This window comes from Paenibacillus sp. 01T442 (assembly GCF_056398345.1).
In genome coordinates, this window is sequence record NZ_JBFTPF010000006.1 from 51235 (window position 1) to 73304 (window position 22070).

Consider the following 22070-nt stretch of genomic DNA (forward strand, 5'->3'; position numbering starts at 1 on the left):
TATGCGGAAGAGATTAAACAAATGGTCAACGACAACTTTATTAGTTACACTTGCAGCCACGGTGTCCCTTGCTGGCTGTAGTAATGAATCAAACAAAGCCACGCCAGAAGCCAAGGCAACGAAAGAGGCTGCTGCGACCCAAGGACCGAAGCTGAATAAGGCCGCCAAAATCAGAATCGCTGTTCCCGATAATTCAGGAGTCAAAGGCTACGAGCAAGGAGCAAGTGCAAACGATAACCAATTCCTGAACATGATCAAAGAGAAAACAGGCTACAGCAATATAGAGTGGAATGTCATTCCGGCTGCAAATCAACTGGATACGTACAATTTGATGTTTGCGTCTGGTGATGTGTATGATCTGATTTATACGAATGATTTGAATATTTTCAAACGTTTCAGTGCTCAGGGAGCTCTCCTGCCAGTAGACGATGCGATCAAGCAATTCGGCAGCGAGGTCGATAAATTAGTTACCGAGAACGCATGGACGGCAGTATCGCTGGAAGGGAAGAAATATGCCATCCCGGTTCCTCCGTTTCAGAAATTCGAAAATGTAGATCTAGGATCAGGATTTCTAGCTAGACAGGACTGGATGGATAAGCTGGGGCTGAAGGCGCCTAAAAATCTTGATGAACTATATACGTTCTTGAAGACGATGAAGGATAAAGATCCAAGCGGCAAGGGAACCATACCGTACGTAGCAGCAGCCGGCAATAATGGTAATCCGCTTGATGGGCTGGATGTCATTACCGCAGCTTTTGGATTTTCCGGCATAAATAACCTCGCTGTCCCTTTCATTGTTAAGGATGGTAAACTGGTTGATGCACAGGATGTGAATCTAAAAGACTTGCTGACATACCTGAATAAGCTCTATAAAGAAGGCTTGATTGACAACGAGTACCTATTCAACAAAACACAGCAAGTGACCGAAAAGATATCGGCGGGGAAAGCAGCTGCAGCATATGCGGGTTATTGGGACCCGGCTACTTACCAGGCAGGCTTAAGTAAAATTGATGCGAATGCGAAGTTGAGCTTCTTGCCTACGGTAGAAGGTAAAGATGGACAGAAAGGCTATACAATGCCTGCTCCTGTATCCAACTTCTATATCATTCCAAAAAGTTCGAAAAATGTGAACGAAGCTGTGGATTTACTGAACACCTATTTGAAAGATAAAGATCTGCAGAAGTTTGTGAATTTCGGTAAGGAAGGCGTTCACTATGACATGGTCAATGGCGCGCTGACTCCGAAGAAACCTGCGTATGATCAGATCATTTATAAACTGTATTATAGAATGTGGAATACACCGGACATTTGGCTGCCTAACGCTTTACTTGGCGGATATGAGCCAGCTATGAAGAGTTTTGCCCAAGCGGGTGCACAGCTGACTGCTTTCAATATTAACCAGTACAGACCGCAGACGGAAGTCGAACTTGCCAAAGGTAGAGCATTGATCGACCTGAGAAATGAGTACGTTGCCAAAATCATCAACGGCGCGTTACCACTGACGGCATTGGATGAGTATTTTAAAAAGGCGGATGCTTCCGGCAGACAAGATGTTATCAAAGCATCGCAGGATTGGTTTACCAAAGATGGTAAGGCTATTTATGATAAATTGAATAAGAAATAGGATGTCGGTTTTCGGAAAAGAGCAGTTCACCTTCGTGGTGATCTGCTCTTTTTTAAGTGTGCCCAGCTCCAGAAACTCTGTTGTCTGAATAAAATTTTTCGAGAAGCTTGGCTATGGCGTTGGTGATCTCACAAGTAAATTTATTTTATGAATAGCTATTCCGTATAGAGGAACATTCGCGTTGTTCGCTTTGAACATTCCTTGTATTATTCATACATCGATATTAGTCAAAAAGTAAGAGTAGCATGCTAGTGAAACTAGTATAGGCAAACATGTTGATACGCGAATTGGAGGGATAGGAGAAAGATTATGAATTTGTTGCGATTAAAAATGAAAGTTTTGGCGGGTATATTAARATACCGGCCTTTGTAACGAAATTTTGGTTGAAAAGAAATGTGAAAAAAATCCGAGCAATGATGGGCGGAGAAAGTAAGGATATTAGTGTAAGAAAGGTTCGTACTGAAGATCGTCAGATTAAGGGTTACAAGAGTGATTTTCGCATTCGCATTTATACACCTGAGGGTGAAGCAACACGTCCTTTGATGATTTTTATACATGGTGGCGGCTGGGTAGCAGGCTCTATAGATGCTGTTCACGACTACTGTCTCGCCGTGGCAGATCGGGCAGATTGTGTAGTGATTTCTGTTGATTATCACTTAGCGCCGGAGGCTCCATATCCTGAAGGTCTTGAAGATTCATATGCAGCTCTAAAGTGGGGCGTAGAGCACGCAGATGAGCTAAATATTGATAAAGAAAATGTGATCGTATCTGGTGATAGCGCAGGGGGGAATTACTCCGCGGTATTGTCAATCATGGCCCGCGATCGTGGGGATTTCCGCATTTCGAAGCAAATCTTGCTTTATCCAGCTACAGATTTATCAGAAATGGAATCTGGTGGTAAGAACAAAACAGAACGTGCATTTGCTGAAACACTCATTGAAATGTATTTGAAGGAAACGGAGGGAACAGTAAGAACTCCGCACGTTTCCCCGATATTCTGTGAAAATCACGCCAATTTGCCGGATGCTTTGATCGTTGTTGGCGATTTGGATTTCTTAAAGGATTCTTCTTTGAGCTACGCTAAGAAGCTGGAAGAGTCAGGAAATAACGTTCATTTCTCTCTATATAAAAATACGAGACATGCCTTTATCGATAATACCGGAAATTGCAAACAGGCTGAAGACTTTATCGATGAGGTAAAAGAATTTATCCATACAAATCGTTGAATTCCAATCAATCTAATCATGATCAGGATAAATTCGGGAAATATGCCAAAACAGTAAAAGGTCGGAAAATCAAAAGTATAGATCGTTTTTTTGGTGAGTGGCTCAATTTTGAAACAAGTACAATGAAATAGAGGTGAGTACGATGTGAAATTAATTTTTTGAAAGCGCTTCACATGGGTGGATTCATAATCATAGGGGGGAATCGAATGGTCAAGAAATTGAAAGTGGCTGTTAGTTTGCTGACACTCGTATTGGCAACATCAACTTTACTTACTGCATGTGGAGATTCGGTGCAACAAGGGACTGTCAGCGAGCAAAAAGAGGATTCCAAGCCATACGAAATTTCGATGGCGTTTCTTACTTTTCAAAACTTACCCGATGTTGGCGCTGTTCAAGACGAAATTAATAAAATTACGAAGGAAAAACTGAATGCTACCGTCAAATTAACGCCAATTAACCTCTCGGCTTGGACCCAGCAAATCAATCTGATACTGGCAGGCAATGAGAAACTGGATCTCGTCGTTTCTTCTACGTTTTTTAATTACAACAGTCAGGTTGCCAAAGGGCAGCTGCTTCCTCTTGATGATTTGATTGCCAAGTATGGACAAGGAATTAAAAGCGCAGTAGACCCAGACTATCTGAACGGTACAAAAATTGGAGGGAAAATGTACGGGGTTCCCAGCATGAGGGATTTGGCTGCAGATTTTGGCATCGTCATGCGGAAAGATCTCGTCGACAAATATCATATCGATGTCAATCAAATCAAATCGTTCAACGATCTGGAACCGGTATTCAAAAAAATTAAAGAGAATGAGCCTGGCATGGCTCCTTTGGTTCAACAGGCTCAGTCGCAAACTGTCGCACAAGCTATTCTAGGTGCATCATTCGATTCCCTGGGTGACTCGCTGGGTGTACTTGCAGATGCGGGAAGTGATCTCAATGTGAAAAATATGTTTGAATCCAAAGAATACACAGATGCGTTGACGATGGTCAGATCATGGTACCAAGCTGGCTATATTATGAAAGATATTGCGACTTTACAGGAAACTGGACAAAATTTGGTGAAGTCCGATAAAGCTTTCGCTTATGTGGCCAACATGAAGCCGGGATTTGAAGTGCAGGAATCCAGAGCTACAGGTAAAGAAATGATTGGAGTTAGATTAACCAAGCCGGTTACCTCAACGAGCGGTATCACTTCTTTCATGATGTCCATTTCGAAAAATAGCGGTAATCCGGAAAGAGCGATGCAGTTCATGAATCTCTTGTATACGGATAAAAATCTCGTGAATCTGATCGATAATGGCATAGAAGGAAAACATTATGTAAAGAAATCCGATACGATAATCGCCAAGCCAGATGGAAAAACGGAAACTGGCTATTATCTAAATGAGTGGGAAATCGGTAACAACTTCCTGGCTTATGTGTGGGAAGGCGAGGATCCGCAAATTTGGGATAACATGCAGAAGTTTAATAAGTCTGCTTTTAAATCGAAAGCGTTAGGCTTCACATTTGACGTCGAGCCTGTGAAAACGGAAATCGCCGCTGCTATGAACGTATTAAATCAATACCGAGTAGGTTTGGAAACAGGTACGTTGGATCCGAAGTTGAGCTTGCAGGAATTCAATAGCAAGCTTAAAGCATCAGGCTTGGATAAGATCATTGCGGAAAAACAAAAACAACTGGATGTTTGGGCGAAAGGAGCACAAAAATGAAGAATCAACTATTACGCTTACTATCGATTATGATGGTTGCTATTTTTGTAATTACGACTAGTGCGACGGCCTCTGGCCAAAACGTCGACAACAAGAAACAAGAAGACAAGACGCTCACCCTCTATTTCGTGCGTCACGGCGAAACGTTATTTAACAAACAAAAGCGTATGCAAGGTTACTCGGATTCACCACTAACCGAGGAAGGAATTGAGGTAGCCGAGAATTTGGGAAGAGGTATGAAGGATATTCCGTTTACAGCAGCCTACAGCAGCACGAGTGAACGGGCACTGGATACAGCCGATTTGATCTTGAAAGGCAGAAACATACCTCTGAAAACAGACAAACGTCTGAAGGAGATGTATTTCGGTAATTGGGAAGGCGAATATACAAGTGACCTCTTGAAACAACATCCTGATATGTATACAAATCAGAATATATTTAAAAGTGTTGGTGGAGAAACCCAAGCGGAGCTGCTTGCACGAACCAAAGAAGCTGTTAACCAAATTGTAGAGGAAAATAAATCAAACGGCGGTAATGTGCTAGTTGTCTCTCACGGATTAACCATATTGACCTATATTCTCGGTCTAAACCCAACAAGCTGGGATATGAGTAAAGGCGGCCTGCCAAACTCTAGTGTGACGACCGTGCAATGGAAAGATGGTAAATTTACCGTTCAGAAAGTCGGTGATCAGAGCTACGCGGAAAAAGGTGAACAGAAGCTTACCCTCTATTTGGTACGCCATGGAGAAACACTATTCAACAAGCAAGGACGTATGCAAGGATACTCGGATTCTTCATTGACGGAAGAGGGAATCAAGGTAGCTGAGAACTTAGGAAAGGGATTGAGGGATGTTCCGTTTATCGCGGCCTACAGTTCTACGAGTGAACGGGCATCCGACACGGCCGACTTAATTTTAAAAGACAGGTACGTGCCCTATAAAGAGGATAAACGTCTTAAGGAAATGAATTTCGGGAATTGGGAGGGTGAGTATACCAAAGACATCCTGAAATTACACCCGGATTTAAATACGAACTTTGATTTGGTGAAAAGCTTGGCTGGTGGGGAATCCCAGGCGGAACTGGTAGAGCGAGCCAGTGCAGCCATAAACCGCATCATAGAAGAAAACAAATCAGCGAGCGGTAATGTGCTTATTGTCTCTCATGGCATTACGATATTGAAATACATCCTTGCGCTTGATCCGAAAAGTTTCGACATTAGTAAAGGCGGATTACCTAACTCGAGTGTGACGACGGTAGAGTGGAAAAACGGTAAATTCAAGGTGTTAAAAGTTGGTGATCAAAGTTACGCAGAAAAAGGTCAGAAAATGAATAAATAAATTTAATAAATGAACAAACGTACTCAGATTTGGTTGGAGTACGTTTGTTTTAACTTGGAGACCTGCCCAATGCGGAATTATAAACCTTTTTTCAATTCGCTGCGTTTCAAACTGTTAGGTATTATTTTCATCATTGTGCCTCTAGTCGTTGTGCTTGTTGTCATTAATTTTTATTCCACACAAGTTGTACGTAACGAGGTCGCGGGATCCAATAGGAATTTGCTTAGTCTCTACGTCGGGCAAATTGATCAAAATCTAAAGCAGGTTGATAATTATTTGTACAGTTTATCACAGCTCAACACAGATCTACTGGATCTTGAGGTGACGTCACAAAATAGCGAGAATGACTACAATAAAGCGAAACTGAGGCTCTTCAATTCGATTTCAAATGAAATCAGCTACTATAAATCGATAGATTTATTTTTTATCTATTCTGAAGTGAACCAAGATTTGATCTGGAATCAAAATTTTGGATCCAGCTATCAGGAGAGGGACGGTGTCAAAAAGGCGCTTCTCCAGATGCTTCAAGGCGATACGTCCAAGTATGACAATACGCGATGGTATTACTGGCGTGATGGTCAAACCTACTCCTTATTTCACTTGATCAAGACAGGAAATGTGTATGTCGGAGCGTGGGTCAATGCCGAAAAGATAATGGTACCCTTCAGTATGATTGACTTTGGTAAGTCCGGAGTTGCGCTCTTGGCGACAAATCGTTTAGAGCCCATGAATCATGCGGGATTCATTCAAGAGAAGAATATTCAATTAATAAAAGTCTCAGATAAGCCGTATTATTTATCTGGAGAACACAATCAATATCTGGTGATGAGCCAGCCTTCCTCTGTGGMGGACTATAATTTAGTAGCCTTAATTCCTGATGATACCATCCTGGAAAAACTCCCATTTGTGCAGCGAATTGCATCTATAATATCGATTGCCGCGTGCGGCTTCTTGATCATATTTTTGTTAGTGATGAGGAAAGTGTTTCTGTTGCCAATTAATCGAATGATCGCAGCCATGAGAAAGCTGCGAGACGGACATTGGGAATCACGTTTGCAGCAGGTTCCAGCTTCAACCGAGTTTGAGATGATGCACGAAATGTATAATGCGATGATATCTGAAATCCGTGACTTGAAAATTCATGTGTATGAAGAAAAGCTGAACGCACAGCGGGAAGAGCTTAAGCATTTACAACTGCAGATTAATCCGCATTTTTTTCTGAATTCACTTAATATTATCTACAATCTGGCTACCGTAAAAGATTATGCGCTCATTCAAGAAATGAGTAAGTGTCTGGTAGCTTATTTTCGCTTTATGTTTCGAAGCTACTCGGGATTAGTTACGATCAAGGAAGAATTGAAACATACCGAAAACTATCTGCGAATTCAGCAGCTGCGTTTTCCAGAGAGTTTATCTTATAGAATTGAGGTCATTGACGAGCTGCTAGCAAATGAAATTCCGCCATTAGTTATTCAGACGTTGGTGGAGAATTGTATCAAGCATGCCGTTACGTTAGATGAACCTATCGAGGTTCAGATTGTTGTTGAGAAGAAAGTAATGGAATCAACTGATGTTCTAAAAATCATTATCCGGGATAATGGACCGGGTTTCGCCCCTCTAATCTTGAAGGATCTGCAGTCAGGTGAAGAGCTTATAAATACACAAGGAGAACAAGTTGGCTTGTGGAACGTCAAGCAAAGGCTGCGCCTCTTATATGCGTCTAAGGCACATATTTATTTTTCCAATAGGTTTCCCAATGGAGCCATAGTGGAAATCGAGATTCCGATCACTTCAGAGAAAAAGGAGCAATAATTTATGTATCATGCACTCATTGTGGACGATGAAGCTCACGCCATAAAGGGCCTTCAAGTAGGAATAGATTGGGAAAAGCTACATATTTCTGAGGTCTATAAGGCTTTTAATATTCGGCAGGCCAAAGAAATTTTCGAGAGTAATGATGTTCATATTCTCCTTTGTGATATAGAAATGCCGCAAGGCACTGGTTTGGAGCTTCTGGAATGGGTCAGACATTATTATCCCGAAACGGAAACGGTGTTTCTGACCTGCCATGCAGATTTCTCGTATGCGAAACAAGCGATTCAATTAGATAGCTTTGACTATTTGCTGAAGCCGGTTGATTATAGTGAGCTTGAAGATGTGGTAAGCAGAGCACTGAGCAAAATGGAAAAAGCAGCACAACTGAAAATCTTTGAAGCTACGTACAAGCATTATCATCACCTATGGGAAACGCATCAGCCTCTATTGCTGGAACGATTCTGGCAGGATTTGCTCRCACAGTCGATCCCCTCTAAGCCAGAGGCGATTCGTGAGCATTTGGCAAAGCAAGGAATTACATTCACTGATAACCAACGTTTTATGCCCATATACATCCACGTTCAGCAGTGGCACAAGGTACTTTCTGAGCGAGAGCAACGCATCATGGAGTATGCGCTTAAGAATGTGGCAGAAGAGCAGATCCTACGACATATTCCGAATGCGATGGTGATTCCCCTTCAGCGAGGGAAGCTGCTTGCTGTCATGCCTATGGATGATGAAGTATCGTCAGAAGACATCGCATCGGAATGTAGCTTGTTTATTCAATCTTGCAATAAGTATTTCTACTGTGATTTATGCTGTTATCTCGGTGCAGAATCGGCTATTCATGACATGCTCGCCATGGTGCAGCAATTGGAGAAATTGGATGAGAATAATGTGACACTTGTAAATCAGACTTTGCCCCTCCTTGTAACAAGGAGGCCAGCAACTCAACCTCACTTCTCGCATTTAGCCGATTGGGCAGAGCTGATGGAGCAAGGGGCGAGGGAAAAGCTACAGATGGAAGTTAAGAAATTTCTAGATTCCTTGAGAGATGAGCGCAACGGAATTGATGCCAGCTGGCTTCATGCCTTTTATCAAAATTTTATGCAAATGGTATTTTATGTGCTGCAGCTCAAAGGACTTCAGGCACATATGGTGTTTGCCAGTAGCTTGTGGACGGAAAAGCCGGAGAAAGCGCTTCGCTCTTTGACAGCTACGCAGGAGTGGGTGCCATATGTGATTGAAGTGGCTATGAATCATATTCAGCCGATGCAAGAGAACCTCTCGATCGTGGAGAAGGCCAAGAAATATATTAGTGAACATATCGGGCAACAGACTTTGAGCCGGGAGGATATTGCCAATGCGGTGTACCTCAATCCGGATTATTTAACGCGGGTTTTCAAGAAAGAAACTGGCGGTTCGCTTTCAGATTATTTACAACAGCAGCGTTTAGCGCTGGCAAAAAATTTACTCCTAAGGAATAAACAATCGGTGAGTGATATCGCTTTGACTTCGGGGTATTCAAACCTTTCTTATTTCTCTACCGTTTTTAAGAAAGCGTTTGGCGTCGCTCCTGCTGATTATCGGAAACAGCAAAAACAGAAATAGATAAGAGGTCGGAAAAACGAAAGATGAGGTCGTTTCATTGGTGGGTGCTTGGTCTGCAATTCCACTACAATGGGAGCATACCAACTAGAAAGAGAGGGAGCTAACGTGAAACCAAACACATGGAGAAGTACATGGAAATCGCTTAAACGATATCGCGCATTGTTTCTTATGGTGCTGCCGGGATTCATCTATTTGTTCATCAACAATTACTTGCCAATGTTCGGGATTATTATCGCATTCAAAAATATTAACTACCGGAAAGGGATATTGGGCAGCGATTGGATTGGTCTCAAAAACTTTGAGTACTTGTTCAAAACATCCGATGCGTTCACGATAACGAGAAATACAATTCTCTATAACGGATTGTTCATTATCCTCAATCTCGCTCTGGCTATAGCGGTAGCAATCCTGCTTAATGAAATTAAAAACAAGTTCTTATCGCGTTTTTATCAAAGTGTCGTTTTGCTGCCTTATTTAATCTCAATGGTAATCGTGGCCTATTTGGTCCTTTCCATGCTGAATGTGGACAATGGTTTCATGAACCATCATGTGTTACCGATTTTGGGGATTGAACCGATTTCTTGGTACGGCGAAGCCAAATATTGGCCTTATATTTTAACGATTGTGAACATATGGAAGGGCGTTGGGTACTTGTGCATTATTTTCTTAGCGGCCATTGTCGGTATCGATCATGAATATTATGAGGCAGCTACTATCGACGGAGCTGGCAAATGGATGCAGATTCGCACAATTACGGTACCGCTCCTGATGCCGACCATTACGATTATGGCGCTGCTTGGCATTGGACGCATCTTTTACTCCGATTTCGGTCTTTTTTATCAAGTTCCGCTCAATTCAGGGCCGCTTCAATCGACCACGGATGTTATTGATACTTACGTATACCGTGGGTTAATGAATCTGGGGGATATCGGTATGTCCTCGGCTGCAGGTTTGTATCAGTCCGTGGTTGGATTTGTATTGGTGATCATTTCGAACTATCTCGTTGGCCGTCGAAACCGAGAACGAGCATTATTCTAACAGAGGGGAGCCGGAACTATGAAATCAAATCAAATGAATCAATATGCGGTGAATCTCTTTTTTCTACTGCTTACTTGCGCTAGCTTGTTCCCGTTTGTTCTGMTCGTAATGGCCTCTATATCAGATGAGAAAGCGATTGTTCAGCATGGGTATTCACTCTGGCCAAGCAAGTTCAGCCTGGATGCTTATACGTTTCTTCTGAATGATTCCAGCTCAATGATAAGAGCATATGGTATCACGATCTTTATTACAGTCATTGGAACGTTCGGTGGACTGCTTATTTCGTCCCTGCTTGCTTATCCGTTATCACGGGAGGATATGCCGCTACGAAAAATCATGTCATTCCTCGTGTTTTTTACGATGTTGTTCAATGGAGGACTCGTATCCACCTATCTGATCTACACAGAAGTATTTCATATTAAAAATACAATCTGGGCCCTTATTCTTCCAGGATTGCTGACGAATGGCTTCTACATTATGCTGATGCGAACTTTTTTCAGCACGTCGATCCCAACGCCTATAATCGAGTCTGCTTATATGGACGGGGCAACGGAGTTTAAAATCTTTTACCGTATTATTCTGCCACTGTCCTTACCCATCATGGCTACAATTGGCTTAATGCTGATGATTTCGTATTGGAACGATTGGTTTAATGGTCTTATCTTCGTAACTGACAGCAAGCTGTTTAGCTTGCAAAATATGCTGAACCGAATGCTCACGGACATTCAATTCCTGCAGCAGACCAGCTTAGGAAGCAATCAGTCCACGGCTACCGCCAAAATTCCACTGGCTACCGTGCGCATGGCGATGGCAGTGATCGGAATCGTCCCCATCATCTGTGCATACCCGTTTTTTCAAAGGTATTTTGTCAAAGGTCTTACGATTGGTGCTGTCAAAGGGTAAGAAATCATCCGAATTAGACACTCGACACACACATATACAGATACACAGGGGGAATTAAAATGGGAAATAAATGGAAAATAATTGCAGGTACAATGGCAATAACCGTAGCTGCAGCTACCTTGCTGGCTGCTTGCGGCACCTCATCGGATCTCAAAGCTGAGAGCACCCAAGATAGCAAGAATAAGGATAATTCCAAGCCTTATGAAATTGCGCTGGCGTTCATTAACTTTCAGAATATGACTGATGTGACAGCTGTTCAAGAGGAAATTAGTAAAATTACGAAACAAAAAATCAATGCAACGGTTAAACTCATTCCGATCAGCATCTCTGCTTGGACCCAGCAAACCAACCTGATGCTCGCCGGCAATGAGAAGATKGACCTAATGGTCAGTTCCTCTTTGTTCAATTATGGCAGCCAAGTCGCTAAAGGGCAGCTGCTCCCTCTGGATGATTTGCTTGAGAAACGCGGTCAGGGTATCAAAAAGGTATTCGAACCGGAAATTCTAAACGGAACGAAGATCGATAATAAAATCTATGGGGTCCCAAGTACTAGGGATATGGCAGCAGATTACGGCATGGTAATGCGTAAGGATCTCGTGGACAAGTACCATATCGATCTAAGCAAAGTAAAAACATTCAGTGATTTGGAGCCGGTATTTAAAATTATTAAAGACAACGAGCCAGGCATGGCACCGGTCGTTCAACAAACGCAAGGGCAGACCGGCCAAACCATCAATCAAGTCTTGCTGGGAGCAGCCTTCGATCCATTGGGTGATTGGCTTGGCGGTCTGAACGATACGGGCAGCAGCTTGAAGGTTGTTAATTTGTTTGAGACGAAAGAATATGCAGATAGCCTTGCACTCGTAAGGAAATGGTATCAGTCAGGCTATATCATGAAGGATATTGCAACTTCGCAAGAAACCGGTCCAAGCTTGGTTAAAGCGGGCAGAGCGTTCGGGTATATGGCCAACTTAAAACCCGGCTTTGAAATACAAGAATCACGCAATTCAGGAACGGAGCTTGTGGGGGTCCGACTCACCAAACCAATCACAGGTACAACGAATATTACTTCCTTTATGATGTCTATCACGAAAAATAGCGATAACCCAGAGAGAGCGATGGATTTCATGAATTTGATGTACACGGATAAAGACATCGTGAACTTGATCGACAACGGGATTGAAGGCAAACATTATGTGAAGAAGTCCGATAATCTCATTGCCAAGCCTGCAGGTATGAAGGAATCGGGTTACATGCTCAATCAATGGGAAGTCGGCAACAATTTTCTTTCCTACATTTGGGAAGGAGAAAACCCTCAGATTTGGGAACTTATGCAGCAGTTTAACAAATCCTCGATTCGTTCTAAGGCGCTTGGCTTTACGTTTAACGTCGATCCGGTCAAAACGGAAGTTGCTGCGGCTACAAACGCACTGAACCAATATCGCATTGGGTTAGAAACGGGGACAATAGATACCGCTATGCTTCAAGAATTCAATGCCAAGCTGAAATCAGCCGGATTAGACAAAATTATTGCCGAGAAACAGAAGCAACTAGACGCTTGGGCGAAATCAGCGGGTAAATAATAGCTTGAAAATTGAGAATTAGTAAGGAGAAAAGCCTATGCCTAACGAACGAAATCAAGCTGCCATTCAATTTGTGAAAAACCCTAAGGGTCCCACTCTTGGTTATTCAACCACATCGGGAGTACGCATCATTGAAGTAGATGGTTTAGTATTTAAGGATTTGAATCAAAACGGACAGCTGGATAAATACGAGGATTGGCGTCTTTCTCCGGAGGAGAGAGCGCAAGATCTTGCCTCCAAATTGTCTATTGAGCAAATCGCTGGCCTCATGCTGTACAGCAGCCACCAAGCTGTTCCAGCGAGCTTGGGCTGGTTTCCCGCGACCTATGGCGGTAAGCCATTTAACGAAAGCGGAGCTCACCCCTTTGACCTTACGGATCAGCAGATCGCATTTTTGTCGAGTGACCACGTACGGCATGTATTGGTAACGATGATGGAAAACCCGGAGACGGCTGCCAAATGGAACAATAAGCTACAAGCATTCGCGGAAAGTACGGGGCTAGGTATCCCTGTGAATACGAGCACGGATCCGCGTCACAGTGCAGATTCTTCCAAAGAGTTCAACGCGGGTGCAGGTGGATCAATATCGATGTGGCCGGAAACATTGGGTCTAGCTGCGACGTTTGATCCAGCCATGACCAAGAAATTCGGGGAAGTCGCATCGAGTGAATATCGGGCGCTGGGGATTTCAACTGCGTTGTCACCGCAAATCGATATCGCCACGGATCCACGATGGAACCGGTTTGGCATGACCTTCGGCGAGGATTCGCGACTGGCCGCCGAAATGGCTAGAGCTTATGTAGATGGCTTTCAGACATCATCAGGAGAGAATGAAATTGCTGGAGGCTGGGGCTATGACAGCGTGAATGCCATGGTGAAACATTGGCCGGGTGGAGGTTCTGGCGAAGGGGGACGCGATGCTCATTTCGGATATGGCAAATTTGCCGTGTATCCTGGTAACAATTTCGATGAGCACTTGATTCCTTTTACAGAGGGGGCATTCCAATTAGACGGACCGACGGGGAAAGCATCGGCTGTCATGCCTTATTACACGATATCCTATGGCCAAGATAAGAAAAATGGTGAGAACGTCGGAAATTCGTACAATGCTTATCTTATTCAAGATTTGCTGCGTACGCAATATGGCTATGATGGGGTCGTTTGTACGGATTGGGGGATAACAGACGATGAGGCAAAAGATATCACCAAATTATTTCCCGGCGGACGTAGTTGGGGCGTAGAGGAGGACTTTACCGTCGCACAGCGTCATTATAAGCTGCTGATGGCAGGTGTCGACCAGTTTGGAGGCAATAATCAAGCTGGGCCCATTCTGGAAGCTTATGAAATGGGGTGTGAAGAGCACGGCGAAGCCTTTATGCGTGTGCGGTTCGAGCAATCTGCCGTTCGACTGCTGATTAATATGTTCCGATTGGGACTTTTCGAGAATCCGTATTTGCAGCTGGAGGAGACGATTGCCAAGGTAGGCAGCCCGGAATTTGTTGCTGCAGGATATGCGGCGCAGCTGAAATCGATTGTGATGCTCAAGAACGACAAGCAAGTGCTTCCCTTACAGAAACATAAAAAGGTGTATATTCCGAAACGATATCGCTCAGCTGGCGTGAATTGGTTTGGTATTCCGACTCCTGAAAGCCTAGGATATCCAGTTAAGTTAGAAATCGTTAGTCAATATTTTGAAGTCAYAGATCAGCCGGATGAAGCTGACTACGCGTTGGTTTTCATCGAAAGTCCGTACTCGACGACCGGATACAGCAAAGCTGATGCGGAAGCAGGCGGCAACGGATATGTGCCGATCAGCTTACAATATGGCGCTTATACGGCGAAGTATGCCAGAGAAACCAGCATCGCAGGCGATTCGCGAGATGTGCTGAATCGCAGTTATAAGGATAAAACGGTTTCGGTCTTAAACGCCACCGATCTGGATATGGTGCTTCAAGCCAAAGCAGCAATGAAAGGAAAGCCGGTTATTGTTTCTTTATTGCTCTCTAATCCAACCGTTATGGCTGAATTTGAAAGTGAAGCGAGTGCGATTATCGCCAATTTCGGTGCACAGGATCAGGCGATTCTTGATATTTTAACCGGAGCCGTAGAGCCTTCAGCGTTGCTTCCTATGCAGCTGCCCGCTCACATGAAAACTGTAGAAGAGCAGTTGGAGGACGTTGCCCATGACATGGAGGTTTATGTGGATGCCACAGGTAATTCTTATGATTTTGCCTTTGGATTGAACTGGAGCGGACGCATTCAAGATGAGCGGACGGCTAAGTATGCTAGGACAGGCAACGCCATTAGTAAATAATGGTGACCTCTGATCGATAAGAATACTTTTTATAATAAAATTAGGCTTAAGAGGCTAAATGAATTGTTTTCGGAGTAGGTAAGATTGTCGAGTATAAACCCTATTACCTTAGAAAACCGAACTGACGCGATATTTCTTTCGCCGTCTTCACGACTTTATTCGTGTAGGAAATGATACTGTTTTCGTCCAACCGATGCGCTGAAGCAATTAAAGTAAGTGCAGATATGACATGACCTGTCGAGTCCCGAATGGGAGATGAGATGGAAACCATATTCTCGATGAATTCTCCGAAAGAGACGCAATAATCTTGTTTCCGAATATGTTGAAGCTGCTCTTTTAACTGCAAGGGGTCCGTAATGGTTTTAGGTGTATAAGCCTTAAGAGGTCGGTTCAACATTTTATTGAGTAGGAGTTCATCTTGAAAGGCCAAAAGCATTTTGCCGGAACTTGTGCAATGGACAGGATTTCTTCCCCCTACGTAAGCTGGTATATCTTCTTTTCGTTGACCTTCTACTTGAAAAATGTACACGACCTCGTTTTCTTCTAATACAGCTACTCGGAGAGCTTCGGAAGTTTCACGAGCAAGACGCTCGATGATAGGAATAGCCGTTTCTGCTAAATCCAAATAGGTGGTCGCCATAACTTGGTACAGGGATACGATTCGCTGCCCGAGTCTGTATGTATGCGTAACAGGATCTTGATAGACAAACCCCTCACTCAGCAGAGTTGACAACAATCGACTTGTTGTGCTTTTGCCCAGCCCTAACTCTTTGGCTAACTCGGTCAGTTTTTTTTCAGGTGTGTTTACGGTAAACAATTTTAAAAGACTTAAGGCATTTTTAACAGAAGAAAGAAGTTGTGGATTTGTATTCGGCACGAATTAATTCTCCTTCTTCGATTAATATTTTACAAGTTCCGCATACAGGAACAATCACATTGTTGAAGTCGGCAACTGCCTATTATTATACATATATAAACGCATGAATCCAATCAAGAGTCACTAAACAAGAAGAGGGAGATGTTCAACATGGACAACAAAGAACAATATGGAAAATTGGTTTCATTACTCGAAGAAAATACGGTAGTCTCCAAGCGGGACAATTACGATTATGCAGTCAAACCAATTCCTGACTCGGATGCTTTGGGGCAATTAGACTCTCGGGTATATGATGTTCAGATGCAGCAGGCTGCCGCTATGGCGTCTGCGGAAAGGCCGAGTTTTGACCCTTCAGATACACCTACTTTTGTGAAAACGATTAGAGCTATGTTCGGATGGAAGAATGAAGACATTACCGTAACACAAATTGATACCGTTTACAAAGTAATTAATGGGGCAAGTAGTTCGATCCCCATTCGTATTTATAGCCCTTCGGTAGAAGGTCGATTACCTGTAGTCGTGTTCTTTCATGGCGGCGGCTTTATTGGTGGAACCGTAGATGTCGTCGAAAATCCTTGCAAAGCGTTAGCTGAAAAAGCTGGAGCTGTCGTCGTCTCGGTAGATTACCGACTAGCGCCAGAGCATGCATTTCCTGCCGGACTTAACGATTGCTTCGCAGCGGTTCAATGGGTTTACGAGCACGCCGACGAAATCGGCGCGGACCCTCAGCAAATCGCGGTGGCTGGCGACAGTGCCGGCGGTAACTTGGCTGCGGTGTGCTCGTTGATGGATCGTGACCAAGGTACGAACATGATTAAGTATCAGGCACTCATTTATCCGACCGTTAACATGGGGGCAGTCGAAACGGAGGATTTCAAATGGCGTCTGGACGAATATGATATTCGCAATCACCGGGAGCTCATTATGGCTGGGGTTGAAGGAATAGGTGGAATGAGCAATTTAATTGTTAATCTGTACTTGCAAAATAACGCGGAGTCATCGGATCCTTATTTCGCTCCATTATTAGCAGCAGATTTAAGCGGCATGCCGGAAACACTAATTGTGACGGCAGAATATGACTACTTAAGGCTAGAGTGTGAAGCGTACGCTCGTAAACTTACTCGCTCAGGCGTCGCAACGAAGCTGATTCAGTATAACGGCATGGATCATGCGTTTCTGGATAAGACAGGATTATATCCGCAGGCGGAAGATTGCGTCCATGAAATCTCCAAAGACATTAAACGCATTTTTTCATAAATGAGTTAGCAGGGCTGCGTCCCAGCTTTCCGTTTTTTATTGAAAGGAGCAACCAAGATGGCGACCAGAGGGACAAAGCGATTTGTATGGGGATTTATTATGATATGGGCCGCTTTGATGGTGTTATTTACATTTACTGATTTGAACGTATCCAAAGCGCTTTACAACGAGGAGCATTCACGGTTTGGTTGGTTTTTTGAAGTATACGGGGAGCATCCAGCATTCATTGTGTTATTTGCAGCGGGTAGTATTCTTTTCAGCACGGTCAGAGATGAACGAGTGATTAAGAAGATTTTGGTTCGCCTGGCAGCTGGTTTTTTCATCCTATTAAGTGGATTTAGCATCATATTTATTGCTCTCAACCGTGGATATGAGCTGGCCGGGGGGAGCATCATGCTCATCAGTTTAGCTGTAGCTGTTCTGATCGCGGTAATTACACAGTGGCTGCTGAGGCGAGTTCCTGTTGAAATGTTACGAATGTATAACAGAGCAGCTTGGGCAGGTATCGCCATCGTATTTGCGGAGATTATAGTGGTGAATGTCCTTAAGATTTTCTGGGGTAGATTACGCTTCCGCAATATGGAGGGARACTATTCTCAGTTTACAAGGTGGTTCCTTCCGCAAGGCATTCAGGAGAACGGGGTCACGGTTGAGGCGCACAAATCGTTCCCTTCGGGTCACTCCGCTAATGGCTGGACGATGATGATATGGATGCTGTTTATGCCTTTCGTAAGCAAATGGCGCAACATTATGCTTGTCATCGCAGTGGCATGGGGACTATGTACATCAACGAGCCGTATTATTATGGGAGATCATTTTGCAACGGATGTACTGACTGGGGCTTTTATCACGATCACCTGTATGCTGCTGTTGTGCAAGCTGTTTAAGGTAGACCTATATCCGGATGTTCAATCACATGCCACGGTTGTACGAAAAGATAAAAATGCCCCCTATTATCGTTAAAATACGGACGGTTTTAAACGAACCTTACATTAAAATGAAACTAAGAAAGCGCCAACAAAAGGTATCGGGGAGATGCTAGCATGAATCAAAATCAAGTGCCATGGAGAGAGCGTATTAGCTACGGTCTGGGCGATACAGCATCCAATCTGATTTTTCAAATGACAACGCTTTATCTGATGTATTTCTACACGGATGTCTTTGGACTGAACCCTGGGGCGGTAGCGACATTATTTCTAGTTGCGCGTGTCATTGACGCGATTGTGGAGCCGTTCATTGGCGTCATGATTGATCGTACTCAAACGAGGTGGGGTAAATGCAGACCGTATTTCCTTTGGCTCGCCGTTCCATTTGGGCTTACAGCCGTACTCATGTTTTTAACGCCGGATGTTGGCGATACGGGCAAACTTGTATACGCATACATCACATACACCATGCTTGGAATTATGTACTCTGGCATTAATTTGCCTCTGTCGGCGATCCTGCCGAGTTTGACGAGTGATTCCAATGAACGTACGGTGGTCAACACGGTTCGGATGGTTTTCGCTATATTTGGAGTTATCACAGTGAGCGCAGGAACAATGCCGCTTGTGAATGCGTTTGGAGGAGGAAACCAATCAAAGGGATTTATTGTGACTATGGTTTTATTCTCGGTCATCGCCATACTCCTCTTCTTGAACATGTTTGCTAACACCAAAGAACGCGTCAAAGCGATTGATGAGAAGCCGCTCCCTATGCGTGAAGGGGTCAAGGCTCTTAAAGGAAATATACCTTGGCTGATCATGCTGCTGCTTGGCTTGTTTCTATGGATCACAACGTCTATTCAAGGTCAGACGAGCATCTATTATATGACATACTATCTGAAAAAGCCGGAACTCATTCCGATTGTGAATTCGATACAGCTTCTGATGATTGTTACGATGGTGTTCGCTCCAATGGCAGTGAAAAGAATTGGGAAAAGAAACACGATTATTATTGGATCCTTTGTTTCCATCCTTGGTTATATTATCGCAATTATCGGTGGGAATGCGCTTTCTGTGCCTTTGCTTTTGACTGGACTACTTATTAGTGGGCTTGGCATGGGCGCAGGTGCAGGTCTTCTTTTTGCAATGATGGCGGATACGGTCGATTATGGTGAATGGAAATCCGGCGTGCGGGCACAAGGTCTGCTATATTCAGCTTCAAGCTTTGGGGTCAAAGTCGGAATGGGGCTTGGTGGAGCACTCGGTGGCTGGATATTGTCGATGGGCGGTTATGTGGGTAACAGCACGTCACAACCGGACTCCGCTTTGGCGGCGATCTCGTTTAATTACTTATGGGCGCCAATTATCGGTCAAGTCATCATGATTATTTTGCTGTTGTTTTATCGTCTTGACAAGATTCAACCAATCATGTTGGAGGATTTACAGGAACGACGCAAACAAGCGCTAATTTTCCTAGACGAAAAGGAGAGAAACATACATGAAAACACACATACAACAGCTTATTGACCAAATGACTTTAGAGGAAAAAGCAGGCATGTGCTCCGGGTTAGACTTCTGGCGGACCAAAGCCGTCGAGCGTCTTGGTATTCCATCCATCATGATGACAGATGGTCCGCATGGGCTGCGTAAGCAGAGAGCCGGCAGCGATCATTTGGGTATTTTCGACAGCGTGCCTTCGACGTGTTTCCCGGCAGGGGCCGGAATGGCCTGCTCTTGGGACACGGAGCTGATTCATCAGGTTGGCGCCGCGATTGGGGAAGAGTGTCAGGCTGAAGATGTCGCAATTTTGTTGGGACCTGGGGCTAACATTAAGCGCTCGCCGCTATGCGGTCGCAATTTCGAATATTTCTCCGAGGATCCGTTTCTGTCCTCCGAGATGGCAGCTGGCCATATTAATGGCGTACAAAGCCAAGGTGTAGGCACATCGCTCAAGCATTTTGCCGCGAACAATCAAGAGCATCGGCGTATGTCTGTAGACGCCATTGTGGATGAACGCACACTCAGAGAAATCTATTTGGCTAGCTTCGAAGGCGCGGTAAAGAAGGCGAAGCCTTGGACCGTTATGAGTGCTTACAATCAGGTGAATGGGGGGTACGCTTCGGAAAATTCGTATCTGCTTACAGATATTTTAAAAGAAGAGTGGGGTCATGAGGGTTTCGTTGTTTCCGACTGGGGCGCAGTCAATGAGCGCATTAATGGGCTAGCGGCAGGATTGGAATTGGAAATGCCGACAAGTAATGGCGTCGGCGATCAGAAAATCATCGAGGCTGTGCGCAGCGGGGCATTGTCGGAAGCAACGCTGGATCGAGCGGTGAGCCGACTGCTGGCTGTGATTTTCAAAGCGGTAGCGCATCGTAAGCAGGACGCTTCCTTTGATCCGGAGACACATCACCAGTTAGCCAGAGTAGCTGCAAGAGAAAGTATGGTACTGCTCAAAAATGAGAGCAGCCTACTTCCTCTGAAACGCGAAGGCTCCTATGCGGTGATCGGCGACTTTGCCCGTAATCCGAGATATCAAGGCGGCGGAAGCTCGCATATCAAGCCTACCCAGCTGGATGATATTTACGACAGCATCTTGAGGGAAGCAGGAGCATTTGCGCTGGTATCCTATGCGCAGGGCTACGCCACTGACAATGATGAGCCTGATGCGGAGCTCATCGCACAGGCTGTGGAAGCAGCTTCGCAAGCTGACACCGCGATTGTGTTCGTCGGATTGCCGGAGCGCTACGAATCCGAGGGCTATGACCGGAATCATATGCGGATTCCGGAAGGCCATGTCCGTCTCATTGAGGCCGTCGCGGACGTTCAACCGAACATCGTCGTTGTGCTGAGCAACGGCTCCGCGATTGAAATGCCTTGGCTCGGCCACGTCAAGGCAGTACTGGAGGGCTACCTCGGCGGGCAAGCTCTCGGAGGTGCAATTGCTGACTTGTTATTCGGCAATGTCAGTCCGTCAGGCAAGCTTGCGGAGACGTTTCCGCAGCAGCTTGAGCACAATCCGTCCTTCCTGAATTTCCCCGGTGAGGGGGATCGTGTTGAGTACAAGGAAGGTTTATTCATAGGGTACCGTTACTATGACGCCAAGCGGATTGAGCCACTTTTCCCATTTGGCTACGGTCTCAGCTATACAACATTCGCGTACTCCGATCTTTCGGTAAGCACGCACAGCATGAAAGATACCGACACGCTGCAAGTTAGCGTAAAGGTTACGAATACTGGCGCTATGCAAGGTAAAGAAGTCGTGCAGTTGTATGTTAAAGATGTGGTCAGCAGTGTCGTACGGCCTGAAAAAGAGTTGAAGGGTTTCACGAAGGTAGCGCTTTTACCTGGTGAAACGAAGACGGTGACGTTCACACTGGATCAAAGAGCTTTTGCCTATTACAATGTCGAGCTAAAGGATTGGCATGTAGAAACGGGTGAATTCGATATTCTCATCGGACATTCATCCCAAGATATCGTACTCATAGAACGTGTTGAAGTGGAATCCACGGTTGCACTTGCCAAGATGTACACGCGTAACTCGACAGTCGGCGATCTGATGGGTGATCCGAAGGGGGCCGCGATCATTCAATCCATGTTGAGTCAAGCAGGAGGGATGATGGCGATGATGCAGGATGGTTCGGAACTAATGATGGCAATGATGAAGAATATGCCGCTCCGCGCGCTTATCACATTTAGCGAAGGAGCTTTTACGGAACATGGATTGGACGATTTGCTGAATCATCTGAACAGTAGAACGAATTAAATGTTTATATGCATTGGCATTTAAACGGCATAATTTTTTTCTAACGAATGCTGCAACAAATCCTCATTTTCGCCGCGGGTACTT

Annotated in this window: 15 protein-coding genes; 14 read left to right on the plus strand and 1 reads right to left on the minus strand. The window is 44.5% G+C overall.

The window, feature by feature from the left end:
• The first annotated feature begins 1 nt into the window (after position 1).
• The 10 genes from AC1DLM_RS07855 to AC1DLM_RS07900 all read left to right on the plus strand — a co-directional run bounded on the left by AC1DLM_RS07855 (position 2) and on the right by AC1DLM_RS07900 (position 15163).
• Positions 2–1624, plus strand: a complete 1623-nt coding sequence (locus AC1DLM_RS07855; protein WP_477569629.1) for an extracellular solute-binding protein — start codon at positions 2–4, stop codon at positions 1622–1624.
• Positions 1625–2007: 383 nt separating this feature from the next.
• Positions 2008–2850 carry an alpha/beta hydrolase gene (locus AC1DLM_RS07860; RefSeq protein ID WP_477569630.1) on the plus strand — a complete coding sequence of 281 codons (843 nt, stop codon included), beginning with the start codon at positions 2008–2010 and terminating at the stop codon, positions 2848–2850.
• Between the two features lie 206 nt (positions 2851–3056).
• Complete coding sequence (locus AC1DLM_RS07865; protein WP_441987912.1) at positions 3057–4562, plus strand: ABC transporter substrate-binding protein; 1506 nt, start codon at positions 3057–3059, stop codon at positions 4560–4562.
• On the plus strand, positions 4559–5899 hold the full coding sequence (locus AC1DLM_RS07870) for a histidine phosphatase family protein (RefSeq protein ID WP_477569631.1): 1341 nt from the start codon (positions 4559–4561) through the stop codon (positions 5897–5899). Before AC1DLM_RS07865 ends, AC1DLM_RS07870 begins: the two co-directional genes overlap by 4 nt.
• A gap of 69 nt (positions 5900–5968) precedes the next feature.
• Positions 5969–7711 carry a sensor histidine kinase gene (locus AC1DLM_RS07875; RefSeq protein WP_477569632.1) on the plus strand — a complete coding sequence of 581 codons (1743 nt, stop codon included), beginning with the start codon at positions 5969–5971 and terminating at the stop codon, positions 7709–7711.
• Between the two features lie 3 nt (positions 7712–7714).
• Positions 7715–9325 (plus strand): response regulator transcription factor, encoded by a 1611-nt coding sequence (locus AC1DLM_RS07880; RefSeq protein WP_477569633.1) that lies wholly within the window; start codon positions 7715–7717, stop codon positions 9323–9325.
• A gap of 168 nt (positions 9326–9493) precedes the next feature.
• Positions 9494–10363: an ABC transporter permease gene (locus AC1DLM_RS07885; RefSeq protein WP_441988143.1), complete on the plus strand. Its 870-nt coding sequence runs from the start codon at positions 9494–9496 to the stop codon at positions 10361–10363.
• A gap of 18 nt (positions 10364–10381) precedes the next feature.
• Positions 10382–11266, plus strand: a complete 885-nt coding sequence (locus tag AC1DLM_RS07890; protein ID WP_477569634.1) for a carbohydrate ABC transporter permease — start codon at positions 10382–10384, stop codon at positions 11264–11266.
• Positions 11267–11325: 59 nt separating this feature from the next.
• A complete protein-coding gene (locus tag AC1DLM_RS07895) occupies positions 11326–12849 on the plus strand; it encodes an ABC transporter substrate-binding protein (protein ID WP_477569635.1) in 1524 nt (507 codons plus the stop codon).
• Positions 12850–12886: 37 nt separating this feature from the next.
• The gene (locus AC1DLM_RS07900) at positions 12887–15163 is read left to right on the plus strand and encodes a glycoside hydrolase family 3 protein (protein ID WP_477569636.1); all 2277 of its coding nucleotides are present in this window, start codon (positions 12887–12889) and stop codon (positions 15161–15163) included.
• Between the two features lie 103 nt (positions 15164–15266).
• Here the strand turns inward: AC1DLM_RS07900 and AC1DLM_RS07905 are convergent, their stop codons facing one another.
• Positions 15267–16040 carry an IclR family transcriptional regulator gene (locus AC1DLM_RS07905; RefSeq protein ID WP_477569637.1) on the minus strand — a complete coding sequence of 258 codons (774 nt, stop codon included), beginning with the start codon at positions 16038–16040 and terminating at the stop codon, positions 15267–15269.
• A 150-nt stretch (positions 16041–16190) separates the two neighbouring features.
• Between AC1DLM_RS07905 and AC1DLM_RS07910 the strand changes: the two genes are divergently transcribed.
• The 4 genes from AC1DLM_RS07910 (at position 16191) to AC1DLM_RS07925 (ending at position 21986) form a co-directional block, all read left to right on the plus strand.
• The gene (locus tag AC1DLM_RS07910) at positions 16191–17297 is read left to right on the plus strand and encodes an alpha/beta hydrolase (protein ID WP_477569638.1); all 1107 of its coding nucleotides are present in this window, start codon (positions 16191–16193) and stop codon (positions 17295–17297) included.
• 57 nt (positions 17298–17354) lie between these two features.
• Entirely contained in the window at positions 17355–18260 is a 906-nt protein-coding gene (locus AC1DLM_RS07915) for a phosphatase PAP2 family protein (protein WP_477569639.1), read from the plus strand.
• Positions 18261–18340: 80 nt separating this feature from the next.
• Positions 18341–19747: an MFS transporter gene (locus AC1DLM_RS07920; protein ID WP_477569640.1), complete on the plus strand. Its 1407-nt coding sequence runs from the start codon at positions 18341–18343 to the stop codon at positions 19745–19747.
• Positions 19719–21986 (plus strand): glycoside hydrolase family 3 C-terminal domain-containing protein, encoded by a 2268-nt coding sequence (locus tag AC1DLM_RS07925; RefSeq protein WP_477569641.1) that lies wholly within the window; start codon positions 19719–19721, stop codon positions 21984–21986. The genes AC1DLM_RS07920 and AC1DLM_RS07925 overlap by 29 nt, the downstream gene beginning before the upstream one ends.
• The last annotated feature ends 84 nt before the right edge of the window (positions 21987–22070 follow it).

Bases quoted from the DNA above. Each gene is read 5' to 3' on its own strand.
- AC1DLM_RS07910 (WP_477569638.1), top strand. From the start codon at position 16,191: ATGGACAACAAAGAACAATATGGAAAATTGGTTTCATTACTCGAAGAA.
- AC1DLM_RS07870 (WP_477569631.1), top strand. From the start codon at position 4,559: ATGAAGAATCAACTATTACGCTTACTATCGATTATGATGGTTGCTATT.
- AC1DLM_RS07855 (WP_477569629.1), top strand. From the start codon at position 2: ATGCGGAAGAGATTAAACAAATGGTCAACGACAACTTTATTAGTTACA.
- AC1DLM_RS07885 (WP_441988143.1), top strand. From the start codon at position 9,494: ATGGTGCTGCCGGGATTCATCTATTTGTTCATCAACAATTACTTGCCA.
- AC1DLM_RS07920 (WP_477569640.1), top strand. From the start codon at position 18,341: ATGAATCAAAATCAAGTGCCATGGAGAGAGCGTATTAGCTACGGTCTG.
- AC1DLM_RS07865 (WP_441987912.1), top strand. From the start codon at position 3,057: ATGGTCAAGAAATTGAAAGTGGCTGTTAGTTTGCTGACACTCGTATTG.
- AC1DLM_RS07925 (WP_477569641.1), top strand. From the start codon at position 19,719: ATGAAAACACACATACAACAGCTTATTGACCAAATGACTTTAGAGGAA.